The 25,886-nt window shown below is 30.6% G+C and carries 24 protein-coding genes and 2 pseudogenes; 18 read left to right on the top strand and 8 right to left on the bottom strand.

Going from position 1 to position 25,886, the window contains the following annotated elements; all coding sequences use genetic code 11:
* The first annotated feature begins 18 nt into the window (after window positions 1-18).
* From AJ930_RS04050 to AJ930_RS04000, 11 genes and pseudogenes are all read left to right on the top strand, one after another.
* Window positions 19-829 (top strand): annotated as a pseudogene (locus AJ930_RS04050) (class I SAM-dependent methyltransferase).
* Between the two features lie 14 nt (window positions 830-843).
* A complete protein-coding gene (locus AJ930_RS04045; RefSeq protein WP_002936407.1) occupies window positions 844-1,605 on the top strand; it encodes a class I SAM-dependent methyltransferase in 762 nt (253 codons plus the stop codon).
* Between the two features lie 14 nt (window positions 1,606-1,619).
* On the top strand, window positions 1,620-3,959 hold the full coding sequence (locus AJ930_RS04040) for a PEP-utilizing enzyme (RefSeq protein ID WP_070274695.1): 2,340 nt from the start codon (window positions 1,620-1,622) through the stop codon (window positions 3,957-3,959).
* Entirely contained in the window at window positions 3,950-4,552 is a 603-nt protein-coding gene (locus AJ930_RS04035; protein ID WP_070274696.1) for a gamma-glutamyl-CDP-amidate hydrolase, read from the top strand. Before AJ930_RS04040 ends, AJ930_RS04035 begins: the two co-directional genes overlap by 10 nt.
* 1 nt (window position 4,553) lies before the next feature.
* Window positions 4,554-5,315, top strand: coding sequence for a CTP:phosphoglutamine cytidylyltransferase (locus AJ930_RS04030; RefSeq protein WP_070274886.1), 762 nt, complete (start codon window positions 4,554-4,556; stop codon window positions 5,313-5,315).
* Window positions 5,305-5,817, top strand: coding sequence for a cytidine diphosphoramidate kinase (locus tag AJ930_RS04025; RefSeq protein ID WP_002855668.1), 513 nt, complete (start codon window positions 5,305-5,307; stop codon window positions 5,815-5,817). The genes AJ930_RS04030 and AJ930_RS04025 overlap by 11 nt, the downstream gene beginning before the upstream one ends.
* Window positions 5,814-7,883 (top strand): capsular polysaccharide biosynthesis protein, encoded by a 2,070-nt coding sequence (locus AJ930_RS04020; protein WP_070274885.1) that lies wholly within the window; start codon window positions 5,814-5,816, stop codon window positions 7,881-7,883. The genes AJ930_RS04025 and AJ930_RS04020 overlap by 4 nt, the downstream gene beginning before the upstream one ends.
* Window positions 7,880-9,064 carry a capsule polysaccharide modification protein KpsS gene (gene kpsS / locus AJ930_RS04015; protein ID WP_070274884.1) on the top strand — a complete coding sequence of 395 codons (1,185 nt, stop codon included), beginning with the start codon at window positions 7,880-7,882 and terminating at the stop codon, window positions 9,062-9,064. The genes AJ930_RS04020 and kpsS overlap by 4 nt, the downstream gene beginning before the upstream one ends.
* A gap of 71 nt (window positions 9,065-9,135) precedes the next feature.
* On the top strand, window positions 9,136-10,257 hold the full coding sequence (locus AJ930_RS04010) for a DUF829 domain-containing protein (RefSeq protein ID WP_070239519.1): 1,122 nt from the start codon (window positions 9,136-9,138) through the stop codon (window positions 10,255-10,257).
* Window positions 10,254-11,615: a cytochrome P450 gene (locus AJ930_RS04005; RefSeq protein ID WP_002862077.1), complete on the top strand. Its 1,362-nt coding sequence runs from the start codon at window positions 10,254-10,256 to the stop codon at window positions 11,613-11,615. The genes AJ930_RS04010 and AJ930_RS04005 overlap by 4 nt, the downstream gene beginning before the upstream one ends.
* Window positions 11,612-12,031: a hypothetical protein gene (locus AJ930_RS04000; protein WP_070274883.1), complete on the top strand. Its 420-nt coding sequence runs from the start codon at window positions 11,612-11,614 to the stop codon at window positions 12,029-12,031. Before AJ930_RS04005 ends, AJ930_RS04000 begins: the two co-directional genes overlap by 4 nt.
* Here AJ930_RS04000 and acpS read toward each other — a convergent pair whose 3' ends face one another.
* Both acpS and fliL read right to left on the bottom strand, forming a co-directional pair.
* On the bottom strand, window positions 12,032-12,379 hold the full coding sequence (gene acpS / locus AJ930_RS03995) for a holo-ACP synthase (protein WP_070239523.1): 348 nt from the start codon (window positions 12,377-12,379) through the stop codon (window positions 12,032-12,034).
* A complete protein-coding gene (gene fliL / locus AJ930_RS03990) occupies window positions 12,380-12,916 on the bottom strand; it encodes a flagellar basal body-associated protein FliL (protein ID WP_002855429.1) in 537 nt (178 codons plus the stop codon).
* Window positions 12,917-13,018: 102 nt separating this feature from the next.
* Between fliL and pgmL the strand changes: the two are divergent.
* Window positions 13,019-14,408, top strand: a pseudogene (gene pgmL, locus AJ930_RS03985) (phosphoglucosamine mutase PgmL).
* Between the two features lie 47 nt (window positions 14,409-14,455).
* Window positions 14,456-14,833: a DUF1090 domain-containing protein gene (locus AJ930_RS03980; protein ID WP_070274882.1), complete on the top strand. Its 378-nt coding sequence runs from the start codon at window positions 14,456-14,458 to the stop codon at window positions 14,831-14,833.
* Between the two features lie 30 nt (window positions 14,834-14,863).
* Here the strand turns inward: AJ930_RS03980 and rsfS are convergent, their stop codons facing one another.
* Together rsfS and nadD are read right to left on the bottom strand one after the other, a co-directional pair.
* Complete coding sequence (gene rsfS / locus AJ930_RS03975; RefSeq protein ID WP_052804812.1) at window positions 14,864-15,190, bottom strand: ribosome silencing factor; 327 nt, start codon at window positions 15,188-15,190, stop codon at window positions 14,864-14,866.
* Between the two features lie 27 nt (window positions 15,191-15,217).
* Window positions 15,218-15,763, bottom strand: a complete 546-nt coding sequence (gene nadD / locus AJ930_RS03970) for a nicotinate (nicotinamide) nucleotide adenylyltransferase (RefSeq protein ID WP_002862071.1) — start codon at window positions 15,761-15,763, stop codon at window positions 15,218-15,220.
* Between the two features lie 59 nt (window positions 15,764-15,822).
* On the opposite strand from nadD, the gene gap reads away from it, so the two are divergent.
* From gap to AJ930_RS03945, 5 genes are read left to right on the top strand one after another with little or no spacing between them, the layout of a single operon-like run.
* A complete protein-coding gene (gene gap, locus AJ930_RS03965) occupies window positions 15,823-16,821 on the top strand; it encodes a type I glyceraldehyde-3-phosphate dehydrogenase (RefSeq protein WP_070274881.1) in 999 nt (332 codons plus the stop codon).
* 2 nt (window positions 16,822-16,823) lie between these two features.
* Complete coding sequence (locus AJ930_RS03960) at window positions 16,824-18,026, top strand: phosphoglycerate kinase (protein ID WP_070274880.1); 1,203 nt, start codon at window positions 16,824-16,826, stop codon at window positions 18,024-18,026.
* Window positions 18,023-18,694 carry a triose-phosphate isomerase gene (locus tag AJ930_RS03955; protein ID WP_044780152.1) on the top strand — a complete coding sequence of 224 codons (672 nt, stop codon included), beginning with the start codon at window positions 18,023-18,025 and terminating at the stop codon, window positions 18,692-18,694. Before AJ930_RS03960 ends, AJ930_RS03955 begins: the two co-directional genes overlap by 4 nt.
* Before the next feature lie 3 nt (window positions 18,695-18,697).
* Window positions 18,698-19,522, top strand: a complete 825-nt coding sequence (gene fabI / locus AJ930_RS03950; RefSeq protein ID WP_002922790.1) for an enoyl-ACP reductase FabI — start codon at window positions 18,698-18,700, stop codon at window positions 19,520-19,522.
* Between the two features lie 3 nt (window positions 19,523-19,525).
* The gene (locus tag AJ930_RS03945) at window positions 19,526-21,019 is read left to right on the top strand and encodes a hydrogenase small subunit (RefSeq protein ID WP_070274879.1); all 1,494 of its coding nucleotides are present in this window, start codon (window positions 19,526-19,528) and stop codon (window positions 21,017-21,019) included.
* Here AJ930_RS03945 and feoB read toward each other — a convergent pair.
* From feoB to purB, 4 genes are all read right to left on the bottom strand, one after another.
* A complete protein-coding gene (feoB, locus tag AJ930_RS03940; protein WP_070274878.1) occupies window positions 21,005-22,858 on the bottom strand; it encodes a ferrous iron transport protein B in 1,854 nt (617 codons plus the stop codon). The two genes, AJ930_RS03945 and feoB, sit on opposite strands and share 15 nt — an antisense overlap.
* The gene (locus tag AJ930_RS03935) at window positions 22,855-23,079 is read right to left on the bottom strand and encodes a FeoA family protein (protein WP_002779147.1); all 225 of its coding nucleotides are present in this window, start codon (window positions 23,077-23,079) and stop codon (window positions 22,855-22,857) included. The genes feoB and AJ930_RS03935 overlap by 4 nt, the downstream gene beginning before the upstream one ends.
* Window positions 23,080-23,160: 81 nt before the next feature.
* Window positions 23,161-24,501: an MmgE/PrpD family protein gene (locus AJ930_RS03930; RefSeq protein WP_070274877.1), complete on the bottom strand. Its 1,341-nt coding sequence runs from the start codon at window positions 24,499-24,501 to the stop codon at window positions 23,161-23,163.
* An 8-nt stretch (window positions 24,502-24,509) separates the two neighbouring features.
* Window positions 24,510-25,877, bottom strand: coding sequence for an adenylosuccinate lyase (purB, locus tag AJ930_RS03925; protein WP_070274876.1), 1,368 nt, complete (start codon window positions 25,875-25,877; stop codon window positions 24,510-24,512).
* Window positions 25,878-25,886: the final 9 nt, after the last annotated feature.

Raw genomic sequence — 25,886 nt, 5'->3', positions numbered from 1 at the left:
TTAGAGAAAGGAATCAATATGAAACAAGGAGATTTTACAGAGGTTGCAAAGCATTATCATAATAGACCTGCTTATAGTCCATTTTTACTTGAAAAACTTGTATCTTGTATCAATGATAAAAATAAAAATTTAAAAGATTTAAATATTGTTGAAGTAGGAGCTGGAACTGGAAAACTTACTAAGATGCTGGGAGAAATGTTTGGATGCCAAATTAGTGCTGTGGAGCCAAATGATAATATGCGTAAAGAAGGGCAAAAATTTACACAAAATTTATCAAATATTTCTTGGCACAAAGGAAGTGGTGAAGAAACCTGCATGAGCAATAATCAAGCTGATTGGGTCATCATGGCTAGTTCTTTTCATTGGACAGATCCTAAAAAATCTCTCCCAGAATTTAATCGTATATTGACAGGGGGGGTATTTCACTGCGATTTGGAATCCTCGCCACATTGTAGAGGGTTCGGTTTTTGATGAGATCGAAAAGGAGATTAAACATATTGTTCCAGAGCTTGCTCGTGTAAGCAGTGGGGTACAAAATGTTAAAAAATGGGAAGAAATTCTTGTTTCAACAGGAGATTTCATAGACTGCTTTTTTATGGAGTGTGACTATAAAGAGTTTTGGGATAAAGAGCGTTATCTTGGAGCTTGGCATTCTGTAAATGATATACAAGCACAAGCAGGTGAAAAAAGATGGCAGGAAATTTTAGAGATGATAGAAGCTAAAATTTCTCATATGCAAAGTATAGAGATTCCTTATAAAATAAGAGCATGGACAGCTAGAAAAGCATATAAAATACCTCCTTTTTTTTCATTAAGCTTGTCAAAATGAAAAAAGGAAATAAAATGCAAAAACTAGTAGAACAAGTGTGGGATTATACCAAGCATGCTAAATTTTATAGCTATAGACCAAATTATGCTCCAAAAACTATAGATATGCTAATTAGTCTTATTGGAAAAAAAGATATCAAAGTGGCTGATATCGGTGCAGGAACTGGAAATTTAAGCATTATGCTTTTAGAAAGAGGATGTAAGGTAGTATCTGTAGAACCAAATGATGCGATGCGTGAGATCGGGATAGAAAGAACTAAAGGTGAGAAGATTGACTGGGTTAGAGCAACAGGCTTAAACTCAACACTCCAAAATAGTGAATTTGATTGGGTGACTTTTGGTAGCAGTTTTAATGTAATGGATAGAAATGAAGCCTTAGAGGAAGCACATCGCTTATTAAAATCAGAGGGATATTTTTCTTGTATGTGGAATCACAGGGATTTAAACGATCCTGTGCAAAAAATAGCTGAAGATACTATTGTAGAATTTGTACCAAATTATACAAGGGGAACAAGAAGAGAAGATCAAAGACCAATTATAGAGAGTCGAAAGGATCTTTTTGATAATATTGTTTATATTGAAGAGGATTTTTATTTTCATCAAAGCATTGAAAATTATATTAATGCATGGAAAAGTGTTAAAAATCCTTATTGGGATTTGGAGACTGATGAAGGAAATGAACTTTTTAATAAAATTAGTGATAAAATTTCACAAAGACTTCCTAAGGAATTTAGCATAAAATATACCACTCGTTGTTGGAGTGCTAAAAAAATATAAAACTAAGGAAAAATATGGCGGAGTTAAATTTTAAAACCAAAGCACAAAATTTAAAAAATTTACAAACAAAATTAAAAAAAGCAAAAGTTCTACCTTTGGTTTTAACTTCGCTTGAAAAATTAATATCAAATGAAGATAAAGTTTTACGGAATATTCAAACTTTAAAGGCTAATAGACTCATTATAAGAAGTTCTTCTTTAAGTGAAGATAGTATGAAAAACTCCAATGCAGGTGCTTTTCTTTCTTTGGCAAATATTAAAGCTGATTCTAAAGATGAGTTATTAAAAGCTTTATATGAAGTTGCCAATTCTATGCCATCAAAAAGCGATGAAATTTTAGTTCAACCTATGCTTGAAAACATTACTCTTTGTGGAGTTGGTTTTAGTGTTGATAAGGATAATTTTTCCCCTTATTTTTGTCTTCAATATGATGAAAATGGTTCAAATAGCTCTATTACAGATGGAAGTAGTAAGAGTGCAAAAACTTACTATCATTACAGAGATTATTTAGAATTTAAAGATATTAGACTTCAAAAAATTATAGAACTTATAAAAGAATTAGAAGTTTTATATGACTGTTGTTTTTTAGATGTTGAATTTGCATTTGCTATTCAAGATGATAAGGAAGAACTTTTTTGCTTGCAAGTGCGTCCTTTGGTTATGCATGAAAAAAATAATTTATTTCATTCTTTACCAAAAGAAGCTTTATATAGATTTTATAAACGTTTTGAGTCTTTAAAAGAATCAAGATCTAGAGTTTTGGGAGATAAAGCTATTTTTGGGATAATGCCTGATTGGAATCCAGCTGAAATCATAGGGTTAAGGCCTAAGCGTTTAGCTTTTAGTTTATATAAAGAAATCATTACGGATAATATCTGGGCGTATCAAAGAGATAATTATGGCTATAGAGATTTAAGATCCCATCCTTTAATTCATTCTTTTTTAGGCATTCCTTATGTGGATGTAAGATTATCTTTTAATTCTTTTATACCAAAAAAATTAGATGAAAATATCGCACAAAAACTTGTCAATTTTTACTTAGATAAGCTTAATAAAAATCATGAATTGCACGATAAGATTGAATTTAATATTGTTTATTCTTGCTATGATTTTAATAGTTCTAAAAAATTAGAAGAACTTTTAAATCATGGTTTTAATGAAAATGAAATCAAAAGATTAGAATTTTCATTATTAGAACTTACAAATAAGATTATTAATTCTAGATCAGGGCTTTATTTAAAAGATATACAAAAAGCATACAAGCTAAAAGAAAGATATGATGGCATTATTAATTCTAATTTTTCTTTAATTGATAAAATTTATTGGCTTATTGAGGAATGCAAGCGTTATGGAACCTTGCCTTTTGCGGGGGTGGCTAGGGCTGCATTTGTAGCAATGCAACTTTTAAATTCTTTAGTTGAGATTGATTTTATAACCAAAGAGGAAAAAGATGATTTTTTAAATTCACTCAATACAGTGAGTAAAAATTTAAGCAAACAAACAAACCATCTTAATTTTCACAACAAAGATCAATTTTTGAAAGATTTTGGACACTTAAGAGCAGGAACTTATAATATTTTATCTCCAAGATATGATGAAGATTTTGAACTTTATTTTGATGTGGATCAAAAAGATAGTAAAGTTTATTTACAAGATAAAGTTTTTGTTTTTTCAAAAGAAAAGACAAAAGCTTTAAATGCTTTACTTAGAGAGCATGGATTAGAGATTAATGCTTGTGAATTTTTTGATTTTTTAAAGCAGGCTATCGAGGGTAGAGAGCTCGTTAAATTTGAATTCACTAGATTGCTTTCTAAAGCTATAGTTTATATAGAAGAATTAGGCAAATATTATGGCATTGAAAAAGAAGATTTGGCTCATCTTGATATAAAAAGCATTTTAAATCTTTATTCTAGTCTTTATTCTATAAATCCAAAAGAGCAGTTTGTAGAAGAAATTAATCGCAATAAAAAAGAATATGAACTTACACAAGCTATAAAACTTCCTTCTTTGCTTTGCAATGCCGATGAAATTTTTTCTTTTTATAATCATAGTATTATTCCAAATTTTATTACACAAAAGAGCATTACTGCATTTACGGCGAAGGAAAATGATAAAGATTTAGAAGGAAAGATTGTTTTAATTTATGCAGCAGATCCTGGATATGATTATTTATTTACAAAAAATATAGCAGGACTTATTACATGTTATGGGGGTGCTAATTCACATATGGCCATTCGTGCCTCAGAACTTGGAATGCCTGCTGTTATAGGAGTTGGAGAAGAAAATTTTGAAAAATATTTAAAAGCTAAAAAAATAAATATAGAATGTGAAAGTGAGCAAATATTTTGTTTATAGGTATTACTCAAAGACTTATTTGCAACGAAAGTTATCATGAAGAAAGAGAATGTTTGGCTTTGGATTGGGGAAAATTATTTAATAAAGATTTATTTAAAAATTTTACTCCTCTTCCTCTTAGCTATGAAATAGATTTTTCTCATTATAAACATCTAGTAAAAGCTGTGATATTAAGCGGTGGCAATGATTTAAGCTTTTATAGTCCTAATGTTTTATCTAAAAAGAGAGATTTATACGAAAAGCAAGTTATAGAAATTTGTTTAAAAGAAAAAATACCACTTTTAGGAATTTGCAGAGGAGCTCAGATGATAGCTCATTATTTTAACAGCCATATAAGTCCTTGTGAAAATCATATAGGCAAACATAAAATATTTTTCTCAAAAGAAAAATTTATAAGCAATTCTTTTCATAATTTTGCTATTGAAAAATTAGGTGAAGATCTTGTAGAACTTTGCTTAGCAAAAGATAATACTATAGAAGCTTTTAAACATAAATATGAAAATATTTTTGGTATAATGTGGCATATTGAAAGAGAAAATGGACTTAATAATATTCAAATTTTAAAAGAGTGGTTTAGTTTAATCAAGGAATAATATGAATGCAATTATCTTAGCAGCAGGTTTTGGATCAAGGCTGATGCCTTTAACAAAAGATCAACCAAAGTGTATGGTTGAGTATAAAAATAAAAAAATAATAGATTATGAAATCGAAGCTTTAAAATCAGCAGGTATAAACGAAATAGCTGTTGTGGGTGGATATTTAAACGATGTGCTAAAAAATTATCTTAATAAATATGATATTGAGCATTTTTTTATTAATTCAAAATATGATAAAACCAATATGGTTCATACTTTTTTTTGCGCTAAAGATTTTATGTTAAAATGCATCGAAGAAAAACAAGATTTGATTATTTCTTATGCGGATATTGTTTATTTTCAAGATTGCGTGCAAAAGCTTATAAATGCCAAAGAAGAACTTGCTATAGTGGTTGATAAGTCTTGGCGTAAGCTTTGGAGCAAACGCTTTGCAAATCCTTTAGAAGATGCTGAAACATTAAAGATGGCAAATGGTTATATTATAGAACTTGGAAAAAAAGCTAATGTCTATGATGAGATAGAAGCTCAATATATAGGACTTTTTAAATTTTCTTATCAATTTCTTTCTGAAGTTATTGCTTTTTATGAAATGCTCGACCGAGATATTTTATATGATAATAAAAATTTTGAAAATATGTATATGACAAGTTTTTTGCAGGTTTTAATTGAAAAATACAATAATGCAAAAGCAGTGGAAATTGATGGCAATTGGTGTGAAATTGATTTTATGAGTGATTTAGAGGTGCAAATTGATAAATAGTCCTTATATTATTTGGCTTACTGGTTTAGCTGGAAGCGGAAAAACAACTATAGGTCAAGCTTTGTATGAAAAATTAAAGCTAAAATATAAAAACCTTATTTATCTCGATGGAGATGAGTTAAGAGAAATATTAGGACATTATGCATACGATAGACAAGGTCGCATAGATATGGCTTTGAAAAGAGCTAAATTTGCAAAATTTTTAAACGATCAAGGTATGATAGTTATTGTCACTACGATTTCAATGTTTAATGAGATTTATGATTACAATAGAAAGCAATTAAAAAATTATTATGAAATTTATATAGAATGCGATATGCATGAATTAATGCAAAGAGATCAAAAAGGGCTTTATACTAAGGCTTTAAATAAAGAAATTGATAATGTAGTTGGTGTTGATATAGAATTTGATAAACCAGAGGCTGATTTAGTGATCAATAATTCTTGTCGAAATAATTTAGAAGAAAAAGTTGAACTTATAATAAAGAAATTGGCATTGTGAAGTATTACTCAACATCAAAAAAACTTATCGCTAATGTTAGAAATTTTTATATCATTTCTTTATATAAGAAAAATTTAAAAATCAACAAAGATGACCTTTTCTTTGGCTGGGGACGCAAAAAATCAGGTTTAAAAGCTATGAATTTTGCTAAAAAATATAAGACTAAATTCATACTTTTAGAAGATGGATTTATCCGCTCATTAAACTTAGGGGTTGAAAATAGCCCAAGTTTTTCTATGGTTAAAGATGATATAGGCATTTATTATGATGCAACAATGCCTTCAAAGCTTGAAAATCTTTTAAATACTTATGAATTTAAAGATGAAGAAATCAAGCAAGCTAAAAAAGCTATAGAGCTTATTAAAAAATATAAAATTAGCAAGTATAATAACAATCTTGATATCCCAGATGATTATTTTCAAAAAGATGAAAAACGTGTTTTAATCATCACTCAAACGGCCAATGATGCCTCGCTTGAATTTGGGCTTGCTAAAGATTTTAAAACCGTCGATATGATAAAAGATGCCATAAAAGAAAATCCTGATTCTAAAATTTATATAAAAATCCATCCTGATGTTTTAAGTGGTAAAAAACAAAGTGATTTAGATATAAATTCCTTACCTAAAGAATGTATCTTAATCATTGAAAATTTTAATCCCATAGCTTTGCTTGAGTTTTTTGATAAGGTTTATACCAAAACTTCTGGTATGGGTTTTGAAGCTTTGATGCAAGAATGTGAGTGTATTTGTTATGGCATGCCTTTTTATGCAGGTTGGGGTCTAACAAAAGATAAATTAGAGTGTAAAAGAAGGATGCAAAAAAGAAGTTTAGAAGAAGTTTTCTATGCTGCTTATATACTTTATAGCGAGTATTTTAATCCTTATTTAAATCAAAAAAGTAATATTTTTGATACTATTCAAACTTTAGCAAAATATAAAGATATAGAAAAGGCAAATTCTAATAGACTTTTTTTCTTTGGATTTTCAAAATGGAAAAGGAAATTTGTAAAACCTTTTTTTATAGCTAAAAACAATGAAATCATATTTCTAGATTTCTTAGATTGTTTAAAGAATATACAATTAAAAGAAAATGATAAATTTTTCATTTGGGGTAAAAGGATAGATTATAATACTCTTAAAACTACTCTTATAAAAAAAGCACAAGATGAGAATTTGCTTCATTTTACTCCTAAAATTTCTTTAGTGGAAGATGGTTTTATCCGCTCAATTTCACTAGGTTCTGATCTTACGCGCCCTTTTTCTTTAATCGTTGATGATAAAGGACTTTACATAGATCCAAATAAACCAAGTAAATTAGAAGAACTTTTGCAAAATGAAATTTTTGATGAAAATATGCTAAATAGGGCAAAAAATATTATAAAAATCTTACTTGAGAACCGCTTTTCAAAATATAATGGTTTAAAGCATGAAAACTTAAAAATCAATGCCAAAATAGGACAAAAGATTATTTTAATCCCTGCTCAAGTTGAAGATGATGCTTCGATGATTTTAGGAGGTTTTGGCTTATCTACTCTTGATTTGATTAAGGAGGTACGTGCTAAAAATCAAGATGCTTATATCATCTTTAAGCCTCATCCTGATGTGTTAAGTGGCAACCGTGTGGGTTTAAAAGATGAAACACTCATTTTGGAATTTTGTGATGAGATTGTAAAAGATTGCAGTATTGATAGTGCTATAAAAATTGCCGATGAAATTCACACTATTACTTCTACAAGTGGTTTTGATGCTCTTTTAAGAGCTAAAAAAGTTTATACTTATGGCATGCCTTTTTATGCGGGCTGGGGTTTAACAAAAGATAAACATAAATGCAAAAGAAGAACAAGAAAACTAAGCCTAGAGGAGCTTGTAGCAGGTGTTTTGATCACATATCCAAGATATATAAATCCTAAAACAAAAACTTTATGTGAAATTGAAGTTTGTTTAGATATAATGCTAAATTTACAAAAAGATTATTTTTCAAAAAAACATATAAAATTGGCAATAGATTTTAAAACTTTTATGCTTAGAAAAATAAGAAGATTTTATGAATTTTTAGCAAAGAAATGAGATTTAGCACTAAAATTAAAAAAGAATTTAGCGGTAAAAATGTTTTACTCTTGCAAGGGCCTGTGGGAAATTTTTTTCATCATCTTGCAATGAAAATGAAAAAAAACCAAACCAAAGTTTTTAAACTCAATTTTAATGGTGGAGATTTTTTTTTCTATCCTAGTGGAACAAGGTGTAAGTGTGATGAAAAAGATCTTGAAAATTTCTATAGGGATTTTTTTCAAAGTAAAAAAATCGATGCTATTTTAATGTATAATGATTGTCGTATTATCCATGCTAAGGCTATTAAAGTGGCTAAAGAATTAGGAATTGAAGTATGGATTTTTGAAGAAGGGTATTTAAGACCTTATTGTATTACTTTGGAAAAAGATGGGGTGAATGCAAATTCTTCTTTACCGCGTGATAAAAATTTTTATCTTTCTCAAAATATTTTTACCAAAGAAAGCATAAAAGAAATTCCAGGTGGATTTAAATTTATGGCTTTTGATGCTTTTTTGTATTGGTTGTTTGCTTTTATTTTGGCTCCATTTTTTAACAACAAACTTCATCATCGTACTTTATATCCTTTTGAATTTTTATTTTGGTTTAGATCATTGTATAGAAAATACCTTTATAAGATTACAGAAAAAAAACTAAATGAAAAGATTTATAATTTAGAAAAAAAGTACTTTTTGGCGATTTTACAAGTTTATAGCGATACGCAAATTAAATATCATTACAAAAAAAGCATAGAGCACTTTATAGAGCAAACCATACTTTCTTTTGCAAACCATGCAAGAGCTAAATCTTATCTAGTTTTTAAACACCATCCTATGGATAGGGGTTATAAGAATTATTCTAAACTCATAAATGATTTAAGTCAAAAATATCATGTAGAGGGAAGGGTTTTATATGTTCATGATATCCACTTGCCAGTTCTTTTAAGAAAGGCTTTAGGTTGTATTACTATAAATTCAACAGTAGGCCTTAGTGCTATTTTAGAAGGCTGTCCGACTAAGGTTTGTGGCAATGCTTTTTATGATTTTGAAGGCTTATCTTATCCAAAAAAACTTCAATTTTTTTGGCGTGAAGCTCATGCTTATAAACCCAATCCTGTTTTGGTGTGTAATTTTAAGAAATATCTTTTACAAACTAACCAATTCAACGGCAATTTTTATAAAAATTTCTTTTTAGACAAATAAGACTAAAAAGCTTTGATTAAGAGAGCTTTTAAAGCAAAGTTGTTATAATTAAAAGCAAAAAGAAATATTGTATGGATAGGGAAGTATTTTATATAGCAGGATATGATCCTAAAAGTTATAGATTTTATTATGATTTATTTAAAAAAAACCTAAAAGATTATTCTCATGCTTTTAACATTAAGACTGATTTAAGTAAAATTGAAAAAAATGAGCAATTTCCTTTTTTTCAAATTTCGTGCGAAGGAGTACAAACTAAATATCATTTTTTAACATGGAATGATATTGTTAAGAAAAATTGGTCAGAAAATTACAAAGATGCCTTAGCGGACTGTTATAGTTTTTTTAGAATTTATACTATCACAGGACTTTTTATCAAATTTGGTAAAGAGTCGATTTATCAGCTTATCACAGGTTATTATCCTTTTTTTTATGTGTTATTTTCTTTATTATTTTCTTTGATTTTGGCTTTTGGAAGTTTTGCTTTTTTGCAAAATTATATGCATTTTTCTTTAGCTATCATCATAGGATGTTTTTTAGGATTTTTACTAAATCATTTTTTATTTAAATTAGGTAAGAAATTAGCTGTATTTTGGATAGCAAGAATTTGTGCTTTTTGTGCTACTTGGCAAGATAAAAAAACAGGCACTATGCAAGAAAGAATCAAGCTTTTTGCAAATACTATAGTAGAGAAGCTAAAACAAAATGAAAATAAACAAGATTATGAACTTATTTTAGTAGCACATAGTGTTGGAACTATAGTTTGTATAGAAGTTTTGGAGTGTATTTTAAGACAAAATTTAGATTTATCTTTACTTCGTAAATTAAAAATTCTTACTTTAGGAGAATGCATACCTTTAGTGAGTTATCAAAAAAAAGCAGATGAATTTAGAAAGAAGCTCGAATTTGTTTCAAGGTTTGATTTAAAATGGTATGATTACACATCGATTATTGATGGAGCATGTTTTCCTCAAGTGGATTTTTTCCGCACGAGTGGTGTAAATGCTAAATTTACACCCCCATTTTTAAGTGCTAAATTTCACACTTTATACGAAAAACATGAGTATAAAAAAATAAAAAGAGATAAAAACAAAGCGCACTTTTTATATCTTTATAGTATTAGTGTTAAAGGTGATTATGATTTTTTTTCTTTCATCATAATGCCTAAATTTTTAGAAGAAAAGGTAAAAATATGAGTGAATGTCCCTTTTTTCCAAAACCTTATAAAAATAAAGCTTCTACACTTTTAACTTTTTTGTTAAAGCGTAGATCTTGGCTTGATGGACTTTATGAGCGTAGTTATAAAATGCAAACAGGCTATGTGAAGATGCCAAATTTTGATCTTTATGTCATAAATGACACTAAAGAAGTTAAAAGAATGATGGTTGATGAGGTTAGAGAATTTCCTAAAAGTGCATTTTTGCATGAGCTTTTAAGTCCGCTTTTAGGGGAGAGTATTTTTACTACAAATGGTGAAGTTTGGAAAAAACAAAGAGAGCTTTTGCGCCCAAGTTTTGAAATGACTCGTATCAATAAAGTGTTTAATCTTATGAGCGAAGCTGTGGCAGATATGATGGATCGTTTTAGCAAGTATCCAAATCATGCTGTTATCGAAGTAGATGAAGCTATGACTTTTATTACTGCTGATGTGATTTTTCGTACCATTATGTCTTCAAAACTCGATGAGGAAAAAGGTAAAAAAATCTTAAATGCCTTTGTGACTTTTCAAGAGCAAAGCGTGCATACAGCCATGCGTCGTATGTTTCGTTTTCCAAAATGGCTTTCTTATATATTAGGAGATCGTAAGCGTGCTAAGGCCGGAGATGTGATTAGGCAGGTTTTAAGTGACATCATAAAACCAAGATATGATATGGCGGATAATGCAGAATTTGAGGATATTTTAGGATCTTTGCTTTTAGTAGTGGATGCGGATACAAATAAGCGTTTTTCTTTTGAGGAAATTTTAGATCAAGTGGCTATGCTTTTTTTAGCAGGACATGAAACCACAGCAAGTTCTTTGACATGGACGCTTTATTTGCTTAGTCTTTATCCTAAGGAGCAAGAAAAAGCTTATGAGGAGATTACTCAGGTTTTACAGGGTGGAGCCATTGAAATTTCGCATCTAAGACAGTTTAAATACTTAACAAATATTTTCAAAGAATCTTTAAGACTTTATCCTCCTGTTGGATTTTTTGCAAGAGAGGCAAAAAAAGATACCCAAGTTAGAGATAAGCTTATTAAAAAAGGTTCTGGGGTGGTGATTGCTCCTTGGCTGATACACAGACATGAAGAATTTTGGACAAATCCACATGGATTTAATCCTTCTCGTTTTGAAGGAGAATACAAAAAAGATGCTTATTTGCCTTTTGGGGTAGGGGAAAGAATTTGCATAGGACAAGGTTTTGCTATGCAAGAAGCGATTTTGATTTTGGCTAATATTTTAAAAACTTACAAACTAGAACTTGAAGAAGGTTTTGTACCTGATGTAGTAGGGCGTTTAACAGTGCGTTCGGCTAATGGAATGAGGATAAAATTTAGCAAAAGAAAACTATGAAAAGAGTTAGAACTAAAATTCGTGCCAATTTTCGTCGTCGTGTAAAACGTACCTTAAAAGGAAGCTTAAAAGAAAAATTAGCAGGGACTATTCTGCTTTGTGCAATGGTACCTTTAGCAGTTTTAGGATATCTTTTTATCGTGATTATAGGAACTTTTTTTAATACCGCACGAGCAAGACAGGGTGTTAGAGCCTTAGATCATTTTGTAAATGCAAGCTTGTTTAATGGCTATGCTTGGGAGAGCGTTTCTTCTCATGCGTGGCGTGAAAGAAATCGCAAAAAATGGGCAAGGATTGTTATAAAAATCACAGATTTTTTTCAAAAAGATCATTGTAAAAGAGCAAATAAAAGAGAACAACCTGTGGTAGATTTCATACTTTCAAGAAATTTAGACAAGCAAACTATAGGAAAATAATCAAACTATAACCACTATGGCTATAGCAAAACCATTATCATGAGAAATGCTTAGGGAAGTTTGAGTGATATTAAAATCTTTTGTAATTTTTTGAGAATATTTTAATTTAGGCGCGTTTTTTTCATCTTTTGATATTTCAATATCAAAAAAACTGCATAATTCACAAATTCCAACACCCAAAGCCTTGCTAGCAGCTTCTTTAGCAGCCCAAAGACCTGCTAGAGTTGCTGGATTTTTAATGAGTATTTGTTCTTTTGGGCTTAGAAATTTATCCAGAAAATTTTTGCCATGTCTAGAATGAATTTTTTCTATCCTAGAAATGGCGATGATATCACAGCCTACACGCATTTAAGAAACTACAAAATCCGTAAAATAAACATTTTTAATAAAGCCATCGGTTAAAATTTCATTGATTTTTCCAACTAGCTCATCTTTTAAACGTTCTTTGCCTTTTTGTGTACTTACTTCTTCAAAAGTTTTAGCTGTTAATGTACGAATAATAATATCACGAATCACTGGAACTTTTTTATCGAGTTCAGGTTTTAAAAGTTCGCTATTTTGTTCTAGTTCTATAGTGCATTTTACATATCTTGAGCCGCTATCGCTAAGTAAATTTAGGGTAAAAGGATCAAGTGGATACATAGGACCTATATTAGCAAAATCACTACCTCGTTGAGTAGGGGCTGAAACTTTAGGTTTATCGGCTTTTGCCTCTTCTTTTGGAGCTTCTTTGACTTCACTTTCATCACTTGAACTGCTTGAAATAAGCCAAGCAATCACTCCCATAATACTAAGAAGTAAAACAAAAAGTAAAATAACAATAATAATTACAAGTGAACCACCTTTTTTCTTTTTCGTTTCTTCGTTTTCTAATTCTTCATCCATAAATTTTCCTTCATTTAGTGAAATTAATGTAAAATTGTAGCAAAAATTTCTTTTCTATCCAAATTTGCTTTAGAAAAACGATAAATTTAGGTTAAAGAAGAGATGAATTTGAAGGAAAATAATGTTAGATGTGATTTTTAGAGAATATGATATAAGAGGACTTTATGGCAAAGAACTGAATGAAAAAAGTGTTAAGGCTATAGGTTTTTGCTTGGGACAAACAATGCTAAATAAAGGCTGTAAAAATGTAAGTGTAGGCTATGATGCAAGATATAGTGCAAATGAACTTTTTAATTATCTAGTGAGTGGACTTAACAAAGCGGGAATAAAAATCTATGATATAGGGCTTGTACCAACTCCATTGGGATATTTTAGTCTTTATGAGGGCTTGAAATTTGATGCAAATGTTATGATAACAGGCTCTCATAACCCAAAAGATTATAATGGTTTTAAAATCACTATCAATAAAGAAAGTTTTTTTGGCATGGAATTAAAAGAGTTTTCAAAAGAAGTTTATAAGCATTTAGATGATGAGATTGAAGAAAATTTAGAAGTAGAAAAATATGATATTTTAAACCTTTATGTGAAATTTATGTGCGAGCAATTTAGCTTTTTAAAGGATTTTAATTATAAATTTGGTGTTGATTGCACAAATGGTGCGGCTGGAGTGGTGATAAAGCCTTTAATTAAGGCTTTAAATTTAAAAGCTCATGTAATGTTTGCAAAGCCTGATGGACAGTTTCCAAACCATGCTCCAGATCCTACAGAAGAAGAAAACTTAAGTGCGATTAGAGAGTTTTTAAATCAAAATCAAGATTATTCTTTAGCTTTTGCTTTTGATGGGGATGCTGATAGAATGGTTGCTTTGAGTAAAACTCATGTATTTTGTGGGGATGAGCTTTGTTATTTGTTTGCTAAAAATATTCCTAATCCACGCATTTTAGGTGAGGTAAAATGTTCTAAAAATCTTTTTGATGAAGTGGCTAAATTTGGAACTATTTTTATGGGAAAAACAGGACATTCTAATATCAAAAAAATGATGAAAGAAAAAGATATTGATTTAGCTGCTGAAGTGAGCGGACATATTTTCTTTAAACATAGATATTTTGGTTATGATGATGGAATTTACGCATTTTTAAGAGCCTTAGAACTTGTTTATAAGGGTTTTGATTTAGAAAGTATGATTAAAGCTTTACCAAAACTTTATACTACGCCTGAAATTAAAATTCCTGTAAATGAAGAAGAAAAATTTAAACTTGTGGAAGAATTTCAAAAAGAGATCGAAAAAGGAGCTTTAAAAGGTGTTAAAAGTCTTTGTGAAATCGATGGAGCTAGGATAGATTTTGGCGATGGATGGGCTTTGCTTCGTGCATCTAATACCAGCCCTTATCTTATCACACGTTTTGAAGCAACTTCTTTAGAAAGAGCAAAAGAGCTTGAAAGTATGGTATTCAGTTTGTTTAATGAGATAAAAGCTAGGCTTAAGAATTGATGAGATAATATTTCGCGATTTAAATTTATTTTAAAAAGGAATTAAAAATGAAAAAAATACTTATTCTACTTACGCTATGTGCCTTTGCTTTTGGTGTAAGTGAATGCGATAAAAAAATTGATCATATTAATAAAGAAATCAGTTTTTCTAAAGCGCATAATGATACAGCTAGAACTTTAAGCTTGGAGCTTGCTTTAAAACAAGTACAAAATGATTGTGCTAAAGATCCTATGTTTTATGATAAAAAGTTAGAAGCTAAAAAACTTAAAGAACAAGAAGTGGAAAAAATCGAAAAAGAACTTGATGCTTTAAAAGAACAAAAAGATTATATGAGTAAGGCTGAGTATAAAGCTAAAAAAGAAGCTTTAAAAGAACAAAAAGAGAAAATCAAAAAAGAAATTAAAGAATATATTGATAATCTCTAAAAATTAAAAGGCTAATTAAATTTAGCCTTTTTAAACCCTACCTTTTTTAAGATTTTCTAATAATTCTTCTATATTATAAATTCCTCTGTGTTCTGGTGTTAAAAGATGGATTAAAATATCACCAAGATCAATCACGCTCCATTCTTCACTACTATCTATGTTTAAAAATTCCTCACCTTTGGTTTTAAGTTGTGTTTTAAGCTCATCGATCAAAGATAGAGCGTGTCTTTCTCCTAAAGTAGCTGCGATAATGACATATTTTACAAAGTATTCTTGCTCACTCATGTCAATGGTTTTGATATCTTCAGCTTTTTTTTCATCTAAAATTTTAACGATTAAATCTATTCTTTCTTGCATTCTTTTCCTTTAATTTTTGAAATTGTATCAATTTTTTTGTAATTTTTCATAATATTTTTTTACTTCATCTTTAATTTCTTCACAAACTTCATTTGTATTTAAAGTATTGCGTATGAAAGAAGAAGCGATTTTTTTATCGGTTTTTAAATCTTTGAAATTCTTAGGAATTTCTATATCATTGCGATTGGCAATAACAAATTCTACTAAAGAATTAAGTTTTTCAAAATCATGCCAAAGATGAAGTTTTTCTAAATGATCAGCACCGATTAAAAGATAAAATTTACTAGGATTATAAAGCTTATAAAGATACTTAACGCTTTCTATACTAGGAACAGGGCGTTTTTGCTTGGTTTCAAAATCACAAATTTCAACTTTTGGCAAATGCCCCCAAAGTTTTTTAACCCATAAGAATCTTTGCTTTTCATCAGCACTAAAACTTTGTTTAAAAGGATTGATATAAGTAGGCATAATAATAAGCTTATCAATATCTAATTTTTCCAAAGCCTCTAAAACAACGCTATTATGACCATTATGCGGCGGATCAAAACTACCACCAAAAAGTGCTATCTTCATTAAAATTTTAACCTTTTTTTTGTAGAATATTAACATTATATTTTGCAAAAGGAAATTAAATGGCTGTAAAAGTTGCTATAAATGGTTTTGGACGCATAGGCAGATGTGTTGCAAGAATCATCTTAGAAAGAAATGATATTGAGCTTGTGGCGATAAATGATACTACGGATATTGAACTTACAAAATACCTTTTTAAATACGATACAGTACATGGTGAATTTAAAGGCAGTGTTGATAGTGAAGGCGATGATTTAGTGGTAAATGGTAAAAAAATCAAAGTATTTAAAAGTCGCAATGTAAAAGATCTTGACTTTGCAAAATACGGGGCACAAATTGTTTTAGAATGCACAGGGGCGCATTTAACCATCGCAAAATGTCAAGAATTTATAGATATGGGAGTGCAAAAAGTGATCATGAGTGCTCCTGCAAAAGATGATACACCTACTTATGTTTTAGGAGTAAATTCAGAACTTTACAAGGGTGAAAGCATTATTTCTAATGCAAGTTGTACAACAAATTGTTTAGGTCCTGTTTGTCGTGTTTTACAAGATAATTTTGGCATCGAAAAAGGACTTATGACAACAATACATGCTTATACAAATGGACAAAGTATTATTGATGCTAAAGCTAAAGATAAACGCCGTTCTCGTGCTGCAGCACAAAATATCATTCCAACTTCTACAGGCGCAGCAAAAGCTATGAAGCTTGTTATGCCTGAACTTAATGGCAAGCTTCACGGACAAAGTATGCGTGTGCCAGTGATTGATGTATCAAGCGTGGATTTAACCGCACAACTAAACCGTAAAGTTAGCAAAGATGAAATCAATGAAGCTTTTAGAAAAGCTGCAACTACAAATTTAAAAGGCATTTTAATGGTAGATGATGATGAAAGAGTTTCAAGCGATTTTATCACTTGTTCTTATGGAGCAATTGTGGCAAGTGATTTAACTCAAGTGATTGCGGATGATTTTATCAAGGTGATTGCTTGGTATGATAATGAATGGGGCTATTCAAGTCGTCTAGTAGATATGGCAGTATATATTGCAAATAAGGCTTAATCATGAGTGATATTATTTCTATAAAAGACATTGATTTAGCTAAGAAAAAAGTTTTTATAAGATGTGATTTTAATGTTCCTCAAGATGATTTTTTAAATATCACTGATGATAGACGCATAAGATCAGCTATTCCTACGATAAGATATTGTTTGGATAATGGTTGTAGTGTGATTTTAGCCTCTCATTTAGGGCGTCCAAAAGAAATTAGTTCCAAGTATTCTTTAGAACCTGTTGCTAAGCGTCTTGCTAGACTTTTAGATAAAGAAATTATTATGGCAAAAGATGTTATCGGCGAAGATGCAAAAACTAAAGCTATGAATTTAAAAGCGGGTGAAATTTTACTTCTTGAAAATTTGCGTTTTGAAAAAGGCGAAACTAAAAATGATGAAAATTTAGCCAAAGAACTTGCTTCTATGGTTCAAGTTTATATCAATGATGCTTTTGGAGTATGCCATAGAGCACATTCTAGTGTGGAGGCGATTGCTAAATTTTTTGATGAAAAACACAAAGGTGCAGGATTTTTACTCCAAAAAGAAATTGATTTTGCAAGCAATCTTATCAAACATCCAGCACGTCCTTTTGTCGCTGTTGTTGGAGGTTCAAAGGTAAGTGGAAAACTTCAAGCATTGACAAATTTATTACCAAAGGTAGATAAATTAATCATAGGCGGAGGTATGGCATTTACTTTTTTAAAAGCTTTAGGTTATGATATAGGAAATTCACTTTTAGAAGAAGAACTTTTAGAAGAAGCTAATAAAATTCTTACCAAGGGTAAAAATTTAGGAGTGAAAATTTATCTTCCAGTAGACGTTGTAGCCGCTCCTGCGTGCTCACAAGATGCGCCGATGAAATTTGTTCCAGCGCAAGAAATTCCAAATGGTTGGATGGGTTTAGATATAGGACCTGCAAGTGTGAGGCTTTTTAAAGAGGTGATTTCTGATGCGCAAACGATTTGGTGGAATGGACCTATGGGTGTTTTTGAAATTGATAAATTTTCAAAAGGTAGCATTAAAATGAGTCATTATATCAGCGAAGGACATGCAACTTCTGTTGTTGGAGGCGGTGATACGGCTGATGTGGTTGCGCGCGCAGGTGATGCAGATGAGATGACTTTTATTTCCACTGGAGGTGGCGCTTCTCTTGAGCTTATAGAGGGTAAAGAACTTCCAGGCGTAAAAGCTTTAAGATCTAAGGAAAATGAATGATCTTTGCTGCAAATTTAAAATGCAATCACACAAGAGCAAGCTTTAAAATTTATGCTGAAATTTTAAATAAAACTATGGGAGCAAAATGCGATGATATTATCGTTTTCCCACCTAGTGTAGCATTTTTAGAAAATGAAAATAACTTCATACAAGGAGCCCAAAATTTTTATCCTTGTGTTAATGGTGCTTTTACAGGTGAGCTTGGAAAAGAGCATTTGGACGAATTTGGGATCAAATGTGTTTTAATCGGGCATTCCGAAAGAAGAGCTTTAGGAGATGAAGAATTTATTAAGGCTAAATTTGATTTTGCTAAAGAGCATGGTTATAAAATTGTTTTTTGTATAGGTGAAAATTTAGATACAAAAAATTCAGGCAAGACTTTAGAGTTTTTAAAAAAACAACTTGAAATTATTGATTTAAATTATGAAAAACTCATTATTGCTTATGAACCTATTTATTCTATAGGAACGGGAGTCAGTGCACAAAGTACAGATATCGCTAAAGTGCTTGAATTTTTAGCGAGTTTAACCAAGGTACCTTTGCTTTATGGTGGAAGTGTGAATGAAAATAGTATCAAAGAAATTTTAAGTGTAAATCATTGTAGCGGAGTTTTGATAGGCTCTGCAGCTTTAAAAGTAGAAAATTTTATAAAATTAATCAAAGGATAAAAGATGATTATGAAGGGTAAAAAAGGCCTTATTGTAGGGGTTGCGAATAATAAATCTATTGCTTATGGCATAGCAAAAGCATGTTTTGATCAAGGAGCCCAGCTTGCTTTTACTTTTTTAAATGATGCTTTAAAAAAACGCGTAGAACCTATAGCACAAGAGTTTAATTCTAATTTTGTTTATGAGCTTGATGTAAATAATAACGAGCATTTAGATTCTATTGCCGAAAAAATCAAAAAAGATTTAGATGAGATTGATTTTGTGGTGCATGCGGTTGCTTTTGCTCCAAAAGAAGCTTTAGAAAATTCTTTTTTAGAAACTTCAAAAGAAGCTTTTGATATAGCTATGCAAACTTCTGTGTATTCTTTACTTTCTTTAACACGTGCGGTTTTACCTATTTTAAAAGATAAGGGTTCGATTTTGACTTTAAGTTATCTTGGTGGGGTTAAATATGTACCTCATTATAATGTTATGGGTGTAGCAAAAGCTGCACTTGAAAGTTCTGTGCGTTATTTAGCAAGAGATTTAGGGGTAAAAGGAATTCGTGTTAATGCTATTTCAGCAGGTCCTATTAAAACTTTAGCAGCAAGTGGAATAGGGGATTTTAGAATGATTTTAAAATATAATGAAATCAATTCTCCTTTAAAACGCAATGTTAGTATAGAAGATGTAGGAAATTCGGCTATGTATTTACTTAGCGATTTGGCAAATGGTGTTACAGGTGAAATACATTATGTTGATGCAGGATATAACATCATGGGTATGGGTGATGTTGAAAAAAATGAAGAAGGGCAAACTGTTCTTTGTTGGGATAATCAAAAAGGATAAAAAATGGCAAAGCTTAGCAATGAAGAATTAAAAAATATACTTGAAGATCGCATTAAAAAACTTGAGAATTCTACTTTAAAAGAGGATAAGGTTATCAATGAAGAAAGTGTAAAAATTCTTGCTAGGCATTTATCTTTAGGCAATGAAATTCCAGCTCTTGCTCAAAGATTTTTTCAAATCGCACCTAAAACAAAGTTAGTATGGCTTCATCTTTGTGAATGTACAGGGTGTAGTGAGAGTTTGTTGCGTTCTGAGTTGCCAAGTTTTGATGAGCTTATTTTTGATTTTTTTTCTTTAGAATATCATGAAACTTTAATGGCAGCAAATGGTACTAAAGCCGAAGAGCTTTTAGAGCATGTTTTAGAAGAAGATTTTATTTTAGCGGTTGAAGGTGGTGTTGCAGCGATTGATACCTTTTTTCTTACTATAGGAGCACAAGGAGAGAGTGGCTATGAAATTTTAGAAAAACTAGCCGCTAAAGCCAAGGCTATTTTTGCAGTGGGTACTTGTTCAAGTTATGGTGGTATTCAAGCTGCCTATCCAAATCCTAGTAAAACCTGTGGTATTAGTGAAGTCTTAAGTCAAAAAGTAGTAAATATCCCAGGTTGTCCTCCAAGTGATGTAAATATCATTACGACTTTAAGTTTTTTTGCTTTATTTGGAGTTTTGCCTGAACTTGATGAGCAAAATCGTCCTGTGTGGGCTTATGGTAAATGTTTGCATGATATGTGTGAAAGAAAGGCGAAATTTGAAAGTGGGATTTTTGCTGAACATTTTGATGATGAAGCTGCAAAGAATGGAGCTTGTTTATTTAAGATAGGTTGTAAAGGACCTTATACTTACAACAACTGCCCTAAAGTGAAATTCAATGCTAAAACTTCTTGGCCAGTGGCTGCAGGACATGGTTGTATAGCCTGTAGTGAGAAAAACTTTTGGGATGAGTTTGGGAATTATGAAAAGCCTATGGCAAATATTTTTTCTTACGCTAAACTTTGCAATGAAGAGTTAAAACAAGAATTTTTTCTAGAAGAGCAAATTAAAATTTTAGAACAAATAGATTTTGAATTTGAAAGCAATATAAAACTTATTTTACAAAATATAGCTAAAAATAAATTAGGTGCTTTGCTTGTAGAAAATTATAAAAAATCTTTTGAGAAAAACTATGCTTTTATAGAACAAAATTTTGATGAAAATTCCATGCCTTCAAAAGATTTTTGGAAATATCTTGAGATGAGTTTTATTTTAGTTAAAGGTGAGTTTTTAAAAGATAAGAATGATTTTTTAATTGCGGCAAAAAATTACGCTTTTAAACATGCAAGTCCTTATGATTTTAAGTTAAATATGAACGCTGAAAAACCAAAGCTTGATGTGAATAAATCTTTTCGTATGACTTTAATCTATCTTTGCGGCGGACTTGATTTTGAAGGTATTGCTTATAGCATTTTAAAAGCTTTTGAAGATAATATTACTAAAATTTCATCATTAAAAGCAAGTTAATTTAATAAAATTTTTAGCGATATGAAGTCCTATAAAAGCTACTATATAAGCACTTGTGCAGGTAAAAAGAAAGAGAAAGAGAGTGTATTTTAGCTTTCCACTTTCTTTTGAAAAAACTATAGTTGCTGCAAAGCAGGGATTATAAATCATTACAAATAAAATAAAAGCCACTGCACTTGGCATAGGTATGTTTTTAGCGATAATTCCTTTTAAATCATTATTTGTTTCATCTACATCTTTTCCTAGTGAATAAAGCACGCCCATAGTTGAGATCATCACTTCTTTAGCAGCCAAACCACTGATTAAAGATACGCTTAATTTCCAATCTAACTCAAGGGGTTTAAAAATAGGTTCTATGCCTTTGCCAAATTGTCCTAAATAACTTTGTTCTATAGCTCTTTCTTGAGCATTAAAATCATTTAAATTTTCTTCACTTTTTGGAAAATTGCTAGCAAACCATATGAGCAAAGAGGCCAAAAGTATGAAAGTTCCTGCTTTTTTAAGATACATTTTGGCTTTATTATAAACCATAAACCAAACTAAATGCCAATTTGGCATACGATATTTTGGCATTTCCATAACAAAAGGTTCATCAAGTCCACGAAATGCTGTCATTCTTAAAAATTTTGCAGCACAAAGTCCTAAAATCGCACCTAAAATATAAATTCCAAAAAGATAATTTCCTGCTTTTTCACTTGGAAAAAAAGCACCGATAAAAAGCACATATACAGGAAGTCTTGCCCCACAACTCATAAAATTGATCACAAAAAGAGTTAAAAGCCTATCTCTTTTGTTCTTAAGAGTGCGTGTAGCCATAAAAGCAGGTACCGAACAACCAAAACCAGTGATTAGCGGAATAAAACTTTTACCATGCAAACCAAATTTATGTAAAATCCCATCAAGTAAAAAAGCTACTCTTGACATATAGCCTGTGGTTTCTAAAAGAGCTATGCCTAAAAATAAAATCATTATATTAGGTAAAAAAAGTATCACAGCGCCAACACCTGCGATAATCCCATCAGCCAAAGCTGAAGCGATAAAGGTATTAGAAATATTGTTTTTAACAAATTCACCTAAGGCATTAAAGCCTGATTCTATATAATCCATAGGAATTTGTCCTAAGCTAAAGGTGAGTTGAAATAAAAGCCACATTAAAAATAAAAATATAGGCAAGCCAAAGAATTTATGGATAAGTAAGGCATCGATTTTTTTGGTTAAATTTCTTTCTTCTTTTTTGTGTGTAATAATTTTTTTTGAAAGTTCATTAATAAAATATAATAAATCTTCTTTTTCTGGACTTTTTTCGCAAAGCGGAGTATAAAATTGGGATCTTGGAATAAATTTATTTTCAAATAAAATAATAATTTTTTGCAGCAAAAGTTCTAAATTTTCTTTTGTTTTTGCTGAAATTTCAACAACTTGACTTTGAAATTCTTGGCTTAAAACAGAAGTGTCAAGCTCTATACCTTCTTTTTTGGCTTCATCGCACATATTTAAAGCTAAAAGCATTTTTTTATTAAGGCTTAAAAGTTCTGCACTAAGGATAAGATTACGTTCTAAATTGGTGGCATCTAAAACATTAACAATAACATCATAGTCATTTTGATTTAAAAAATGACGTGTGATTTTTTCTTCTTCGCTATATCCATCTAAAGAATAAGTTCCTGGTAAATCAATGACTTCAAATTCATAGTTTTTGTAAAAAGTTTTTGCGCTTGCTTTTTCTATAGTAACTCCGCTAAAATTTCCTACTTTCATATTAGCTTTGCAAAGCGCATTAATAAGAAGACTTTTGCCTACATTAGGCTGACCTACAAGGGCTATTTTGATTTTTTTCATATAAGATTCACTTCTATGGTTTTAGCTTCATCAGATCTTAGGATAACACAACTTGTATCAAGTTCTACCATTATGGTGGCATTTTTTAAAGAGGAGTGAATTTTTTTCAAGTTTTTATTTTTAATAAATCCAAAGCTTAAAAGTCTATTTTTGAGTTCTTTGTGAGCGTTTAAATTGACAATAATAGCCTTTTGTCCATCTTTTAACTCGTTTAAAGTCATTGTAATTCCTAAATTAATAATAAATATTATAATAAAAAAGTGTAATGAAATTATCCTTCTTGCAAAAAGAAGGATAAATATTTAAAAAGAAAAGTGGTTTAAATTTTCTAGATTGATGATTTGATCTAGAATTTTGTTAGCTTTAGCATTATCAAGGTAAATTTGTGCATTGGCTAAAAATTTAGCTTTTAATTCTTCAAAACTGAGCGGATTATCAAAATTACCTTTATTGATAAAAACATCTTTTTGGATTATGTGTCCATCTTGCAAACTGGCTTCTAAATGCCCTGGAAAATATTTTGGAAAGCCTTGAGATTTCCTTTTTTCGTAACTGATTTTTTTAGCAAATTCTAGTACTTCTTCACGCTTTAAATTTTCATAAGATTCAAGAGTGATTTTACCATCAAAGAATCCTAGAGCCATTAAAAAAGGCATGGAAAATTTAGCTTCATAAGCACTATTTGGAGTGTATTTTGCTTCCAAAGGATCACAGATAAAAGAAATAGGAACTTCATCTACAAAACAATGAATACTTTTAATTTCATCAGCTTTTAAACCATCATTTTTTAAAGCAATAGCACAATCAATAAGCCCATGAGCAAAATGACAACTTGGATAAGGCTTGATTGAAACTTGCATGGTTTGCCAAATTTCACCTAAGGATTTGCTAAGTTCTGTTTTATCGCATTCTTCTTCTATACCAAAACATTTAAAGATATTGTCTCTACCTTCAAAAATACTCAAAGGTCCACTCATATTGTTTTTGGCAAAATGAGCTACCATAATACCGTTTTTAATAGCATTGGCAATATGTAAAACCTTAGAATTAGAACCATTGGATAAAAACTCATTAATCCCACTTGCAAAACTTCCTGCAAGTCCTAAAGCATTGATGATTTGTTCTTTGTTAAGATCCAGCAAGATTGCACTTGCACTCACACTTCCAAAAATTCCTGCAATAGCAGTGGTATGAAAACCACGCTTATGAAAAGTGCCTTTACCTGCAATGCCTACTCTAGCTGCAATTTCCCAGCCTATTATAAAAGCTTTGATGATTTTTTTTGCATCTTTACTAACATGAAATCCATAACTTAAACAAAGTGGAGTTAAAATCGCACTTGCATGCAAAATCGCTTCTGTATGCGTATCGTCAAAATCTAACGCATGAGAAGCAATGCCATTAAGCATAGCAGCATATATAGGATCTAATTTTTGATCATTTACCCAAATAGGAGTATTTTTTTCTGTGCTTAAATTTTCAAAAGCTTTAAAAGCATTTAAAACACATTCTTCTTTGCTTGCTGCTATAGCTGTTCCAAGGCTATCAAGCATAAGTTCTTTAGCTCTTTGAACAACTGTATTAGGGATATTTTCATATTTAAGATTGAAAATAAAATCCGCTAAAATTTCACTATAGAACATGATTTTTCCTATTTTAAGATAGCGCTATTTTTGATTTTTGCCAAAAATTCATCTATAAGTTTTGGTGCATATCCTACATAGGTTGTTGCATCAAGCAAAGCATCGATTTCTTTTTCTTTCAATACCTTAGATACTCTTTTATCTGCAAGTAAAACTTCTTTAAAAGTTTTTTGTTTTTCTATACCTAGCATAGCATTTTCATAAACAATTTCATGGGCATGTTGTTTTCCATAATGATCGCTTAATGCAAACATAACACGCTCTGCTAAAACAAAACCATTAAGAGTATTTAAATTTTTAAGCATTTTATCTTTTTTTACTTCTAAATCGCTAAGAGCGAATTTCATGTTTGCTAAAACCACAGAAAGCATTAAAAACATTTCAGGTAAAAGCTTCCATTCCATTTTCCAAACTTGACCATCTCTTTCATGTTCATGTCTTTCAATATCACTTAAAATGGCTAAATTTGCTTTAAAAGCATTGCTTACTGTAACTGCATTTTCGCTTACTGCAGGATTTCTTTTGTGTGGCATAGTGCTTGATCCTACTTGTCCTTTGCCAAAAGGTTCAGCAACTTCATCAATTTCATTATGCGAAAGGATTAAAATTTCATGAGCGATTTTGTTAAAGGTTGCGTTGATATTACCTAGTACAAAACCAAGTTCTATAAAGCGATCACGTGCGCTCTGCCAAGAAATATTAGGCACATCAAGTCCTAAATTTTCTAAAGTGAGTTTTTCTACCTCATTGCACTTATCACTTAAACTTGCTTTAGTTCCTACAGCGCCTACTATACTGCCTACATAAAGTCTTTTTTCAAGCTCAAGTATTCTTTCAAAATGACGCTCAAGTTCGCTTAACCAAATAGCCACTTTATGTCCGAAAGTAATAGGCAAAGCCTGAAGTGCTAAAGTTCTTCCCATCATAGCAGTATTTTTATGGGTTTTAGCTAGTTTTGCTAGGGCTTTTGCGATAGCTTTTAATTCGCTTTTTACAAGAGTCATTGCTTCTTTAAATTGTAAAACCAGTCCTGTATCGATGATATCTTGAGTGGTTACTCCAAAATGCACATATTCTCCTAAATTATTATCGCAAGCTTTTTCTAATCCTCTTACAGTAGGAACTAAAGGGTGTTTAGTCTTTTTAAATTCAGCAAAGATAAAGTCCATATCCATAAATTTATAATGAGCTTTTTTTGCGATCTCATCAGCTGCTTTTTTAGGGATAATTTTAAGTTTTGCTTGTGCTTTTGCTAAAGCTGCTTCAACATCGAGCCATTTTTGTATGCGGTTTTGTTCGCAAAAAATAGCACGCATTTCCTGCGTGCTCCATGAGTCTGCTAGTAATCTATGATCAAATACGCTAATTCCTGTCATCTTATCTCC

It is taken from the genome of Campylobacter sp. BCW_6871, assembly GCF_001762325.1.
Lineage (GTDB): Bacteria > Campylobacterota > Campylobacteria > Campylobacterales > Campylobacteraceae > Campylobacter_D > Campylobacter_D jejuni.
Note: the sequence above shows the minus strand (reverse complement) of the source record. Positions and strands in the feature narration are given on the sequence as shown.

Coding starts and splice junctions, on each gene's coding strand:
- AJ930_RS04045 (WP_002936407.1), top strand. CDS start 844: ATGCAAAAACTAGTAGAACAAGTGTGGGATTATACCAAGCATGCTAAA.
- AJ930_RS04040 (WP_070274695.1), top strand. CDS start 1,620: ATGGCGGAGTTAAATTTTAAAACCAAAGCACAAAATTTAAAAAATTTA.
- AJ930_RS04030 (WP_070274886.1), top strand. CDS start 4,554: ATGAATGCAATTATCTTAGCAGCAGGTTTTGGATCAAGGCTGATGCCT.
- kpsS (WP_070274884.1), top strand. CDS start 7,880: ATGAGATTTAGCACTAAAATTAAAAAAGAATTTAGCGGTAAAAATGTT.
- AJ930_RS04010 (WP_070239519.1), top strand. CDS start 9,136: ATGGATAGGGAAGTATTTTATATAGCAGGATATGATCCTAAAAGTTAT.
- AJ930_RS04005 (WP_002862077.1), top strand. CDS start 10,254: ATGAGTGAATGTCCCTTTTTTCCAAAACCTTATAAAAATAAAGCTTCT.
- AJ930_RS04000 (WP_070274883.1), top strand. CDS start 11,612: ATGAAAAGAGTTAGAACTAAAATTCGTGCCAATTTTCGTCGTCGTGTA.
- acpS (WP_070239523.1), bottom strand. CDS start 12,379: ATGCGTGTAGGCTGTGATATCATCGCCATTTCTAGGATAGAAAAAATT.
- fliL (WP_002855429.1), bottom strand. CDS start 12,916: ATGGATGAAGAATTAGAAAACGAAGAAACGAAAAAGAAAAAAGGTGGT.
- AJ930_RS03980 (WP_070274882.1), top strand. CDS start 14,456: ATGAAAAAAATACTTATTCTACTTACGCTATGTGCCTTTGCTTTTGGT.
- rsfS (WP_052804812.1), bottom strand. CDS start 15,190: ATGCAAGAAAGAATAGATTTAATCGTTAAAATTTTAGATGAAAAAAAA.
- nadD (WP_002862071.1), bottom strand. CDS start 15,763: ATGAAGATAGCACTTTTTGGTGGTAGTTTTGATCCGCCGCATAATGGT.
- gap (WP_070274881.1), top strand. CDS start 15,823: ATGGCTGTAAAAGTTGCTATAAATGGTTTTGGACGCATAGGCAGATGT.
- AJ930_RS03960 (WP_070274880.1), top strand. CDS start 16,824: ATGAGTGATATTATTTCTATAAAAGACATTGATTTAGCTAAGAAAAAA.
- AJ930_RS03955 (WP_044780152.1), top strand. CDS start 18,023: ATGATCTTTGCTGCAAATTTAAAATGCAATCACACAAGAGCAAGCTTT.
- fabI (WP_002922790.1), top strand. CDS start 18,698: ATGATTATGAAGGGTAAAAAAGGCCTTATTGTAGGGGTTGCGAATAAT.
- AJ930_RS03945 (WP_070274879.1), top strand. CDS start 19,526: ATGGCAAAGCTTAGCAATGAAGAATTAAAAAATATACTTGAAGATCGC.
- feoB (WP_070274878.1), bottom strand. CDS start 22,858: ATGAAAAAAATCAAAATAGCCCTTGTAGGTCAGCCTAATGTAGGCAAA.
- AJ930_RS03935 (WP_002779147.1), bottom strand. CDS start 23,079: ATGACTTTAAACGAGTTAAAAGATGGACAAAAGGCTATTATTGTCAAT.
- AJ930_RS03930 (WP_070274877.1), bottom strand. CDS start 24,501: ATGTTCTATAGTGAAATTTTAGCGGATTTTATTTTCAATCTTAAATAT.
- purB (WP_070274876.1), bottom strand. CDS start 25,877: ATGACAGGAATTAGCGTATTTGATCATAGATTACTAGCAGACTCATGG.